This window comes from Nocardia sp. JCM 34519.1, from assembly GCF_020361265.1.
Lineage (GTDB): Bacteria > Actinomycetota > Actinomycetes > Mycobacteriales > Mycobacteriaceae > Nocardia > Nocardia arthritidis_A.
The window spans coordinates 1-2,775 of sequence record NZ_JAIRBR010000033.1; the positions used below are offsets into that span (position 1 = coordinate 1).

The following is a 2,775-nucleotide window of genomic DNA, read 5'->3' on the forward strand; positions in this document are numbered from 1 at the left end:
GGCCGGGTGCGTCCCCCTTTATTCGCCCCCCGGGGGCCGCCCCCCCCCCCCGCGGGGGGGGGGGGGGGGGGGGGGGGGGGGGCGGGGGGGGGGGCGCGGCGGGGGGGGCCCCCCGCGACGGATTCGGTCAGGCGAGGGCTTCGATGGTGTGTTCGAAGGCTTTGTGGCCGTCGCCGTCGGCGATCTGACGGTCGTCGTCAGCGCGCTGGAATCCAAGGTTGGTCTTTGCCGGTCGGCCGGACAAGTACCTACTATCTGGTCTGGTACTTACCGGGTGGTTTGTGAGCAGGCAGCGAGGTCGGGCGATGGGTGCGAAGAGATCCGGGCCATATTTCTGCGGGATCGATGCGGCGATGGATGTGGTCGGCGGCAAGTGGAAGTCGCTGATTCTGTGGGAGCTGGAGCGGAACGGGGTGCGGCGCTTCGGCGAGTTGCGGCGCGGGCTGCCGGGTGTGTCGGAGAAGATGCTGATCCAGCAGCTGCGGGAGCTGGAGGAGGACGGCATCGTCGACCGCGAGGTGTATCGGGAGGTTCCGCCGCGGGTGGAGTATCGCCTCACCGAGCTCGGTGTCGCGCTGAACGCGGCGCTGGTGCCGCTGTCGGATTGGGGCAGGCGGCGAATCGAGCGGATCGGTGCGGATCGGGTTCACTTGTCCGCCTGAGCTATTCGGCGGCGAAAACCGGCTGTCCGGTAGCCGGGTGCCGAATTAGGCTGGCGCCTATGCGTTTTCTCGTGCCGTACCATCTTGACGAACCCCGGCCGGAGCTGGACGCTCCGCTCACCGCGGACGCCGTGCTGACCGTCGACCTTCCGGAGACCGAAGATCGTTGGGCCAGAATGGCGGTCGTCTACGAGTCGGTCGCAGCGCGGGTGGCGGAGTCGGCGCGTCGCGGGGAGCGCCCGGTCGTGGTGTCGGGCGATTGCACCACGTCGCTGGGCACGGTCGCCGGGTTGCAGCGCGCCGGACTCGACCCGGCGGTGGTGTGGTTCGACGCGCACGGCGACCTGCAGACGTTGGAGACGACCACATCCGGCTATCTGGGTGGGCTGCCGTTGCGGATGCTGGTCGGCTATGGGCGATCGCTGGTCGCGGACCGGATCGGGCTGCGCGATGTCCCGGAGTCGCGGGTCGTACTCACCGACGCCCGCGACCTGGACCCGGCCGAGGTCGATTACCTGAAGACGGCCGAGATCCGGCGGCGGCCGGTGACCGACCTCGGCGAGCTGCCGGACGGCCCGATCTATCTGCACATCGACTTCGACGTGATCGATCCGGAGGAACTGCCGGGGCTGATGGTGCCCGCGCCGGGAGGTCCCGGCCTGCGCTCGGTCACCGAGGCGGTCGGGCGGGTGCTGGACACCGGTCGGGTCGCGGCCGTCGGCTTGGCCTGCACATGGCACGACGGGGTCGGCGCGGCGGAGCGGGTGCGGTCGGCGGTGGAGCTGCTCTGATCGGTGGTCGCGCTGATCCGGCGGTACGGGGTACCGGCGGATCAGCGAATCGGCGTCGGGCACAGCCGATGCCGGTCGGCCTGCCGCACCTCGCACGCGCCGAGCGATACGCGTCGTCCGGCCGAAACGGCGATTTCCCAGCTGGACAATGGAATTCCGCTGTGGTCCACGGCGATCGCCGGGCTGTCGGTGCCGCGATCATCCGTATAAGTGCCGGGACGGCATGTGCGGCAGCATGACTCGTATTCGGCCTCGGGCCGGGAGCGGATCACCGCGTGGAAAATACTGCCGACGTCTGCGACAGGCCGCTCGAAATATAGCAATATGTAATGAATTTCGAGGCCTTGCCGGTACATATGAGCCCTGCCCTTTTTGGGCAAAGTGCACAAACAGGGTCAGGGTGCGACCCTGGCGTGCAGGTGCATATCGTGCCAGCCGTCGGCGTGCATGGCGGCCGCGCGCTTGACGCCCTCGAGTGCGAAACCGGTCTTCTCGGCGACGCGGCAGGAGGCCGGATTGTGTACCGAATGATTGAGTTCGATTCGGTGGAAACCGATTTCGCCGAAGGCCCAGTCGGTGACGGCGTCGACGGCCCGGGGCACTACGCCGCGCCCGCGGGCAGTCGGCATTGCCCAGTAGCCGATTTCGGCCGATGCGTCGCGAATATTGAAGCGGCGCAGGCCGATCCGTGCGGCGAAGGTGTCGCCATCGATGACCGCCCACAACGCGTCGGTACCCGCGGTCCAGCCGTGTAGCCACTCTTCGATGAGCTTGCGGGCGTCGTGCTCGGTATCGACCACGCGGTTGTGCCACTGTCGCGTCACCGGATCGGTGTAGGCGATGAGGACATCCGGCGCGTCATCGGCGTGGAACGGCCGCAGGAGGAGGCCGTCTTTCGTGCTGAGCGTGGGTTGTGCTGTGCGACTGAGCTTTTCGAAATCGACGAGGCCAGGCGCACGGACGGTCATGTTTCAGATTCTGCCCGCTCCGCGGACCGCTTGTCGATAGGTTCGCGGAATGTATTGGGACACAGCCATATACGTGACACGACCGGATGATCCCATGGTTTGCTTTTGAATAGCTGGACCGACTTCGACGGTTGATGCTCCGAACATCTTGGGCCACAATGGATATCTGTAACCCGAAGTCCGTTGCGAATCATGCAAGGACGAATCTTCCATTCCGGCAACATCATTTGATCTTGATCAAACTACCTGTAGGTAACTTTGGTTACTTTTGTGCACACGGCCTGCAATTGACGACGTCATCGCGGCGTCGTACTGTTCGCTGTCACAAAGTTGCAGATGTGATGGGCAGCACAG

General features: G+C 65.9%; 4 protein-coding genes. 2 read left to right on the forward strand and 2 right to left on the reverse strand.

Annotated elements, in window-relative coordinates; genetic code table 11:
- Positions 1-305 precede the first annotated feature (305 nt).
- Both LGY53_RS41415 and LGY53_RS41420 read left to right on the forward strand, forming a co-directional pair.
- Positions 306-662 (forward strand): helix-turn-helix domain-containing protein, encoded by a 357-nt coding sequence (locus tag LGY53_RS41415; RefSeq protein WP_225732151.1) that lies wholly within the window; start codon positions 306-308, stop codon positions 660-662.
- A gap of 59 nt (positions 663-721) precedes the next feature.
- Positions 722-1,453, forward strand: a complete 732-nt coding sequence (locus LGY53_RS41420; protein ID WP_225732152.1) for an arginase family protein — start codon at positions 722-724, stop codon at positions 1,451-1,453.
- A 41-nt stretch (positions 1,454-1,494) separates the two neighbouring features.
- On the opposite strand, the gene LGY53_RS41425 is transcribed toward LGY53_RS41420, so the two are convergent.
- The gene (locus LGY53_RS41425; RefSeq protein WP_225732153.1) at positions 1,495-1,725 is read right to left on the reverse strand and encodes a hypothetical protein; all 231 of its coding nucleotides are present in this window, start codon (positions 1,723-1,725) and stop codon (positions 1,495-1,497) included.
- A gap of 123 nt (positions 1,726-1,848) precedes the next feature.
- Positions 1,849-2,421: a GNAT family N-acetyltransferase gene (locus LGY53_RS41430; protein WP_225732154.1), complete on the reverse strand. Its 573-nt coding sequence runs from the start codon at positions 2,419-2,421 to the stop codon at positions 1,849-1,851.
- Positions 2,422-2,775: the final 354 nt, after the last annotated feature.

What these genes read in the sequence shown, in the direction of transcription:
- LGY53_RS41430 (WP_225732154.1), bottom strand. Translation starts at nt 2,421, where the DNA reads ATGACCGTCCGTGCGCCTGGCCTCGTCGATTTCGAAAAGCTCAGTCGC.
- LGY53_RS41415 (WP_225732151.1), top strand. Translation starts at nt 306, where the DNA reads ATGGGTGCGAAGAGATCCGGGCCATATTTCTGCGGGATCGATGCGGCG.
- LGY53_RS41420 (WP_225732152.1), top strand. Translation starts at nt 722, where the DNA reads ATGCGTTTTCTCGTGCCGTACCATCTTGACGAACCCCGGCCGGAGCTG.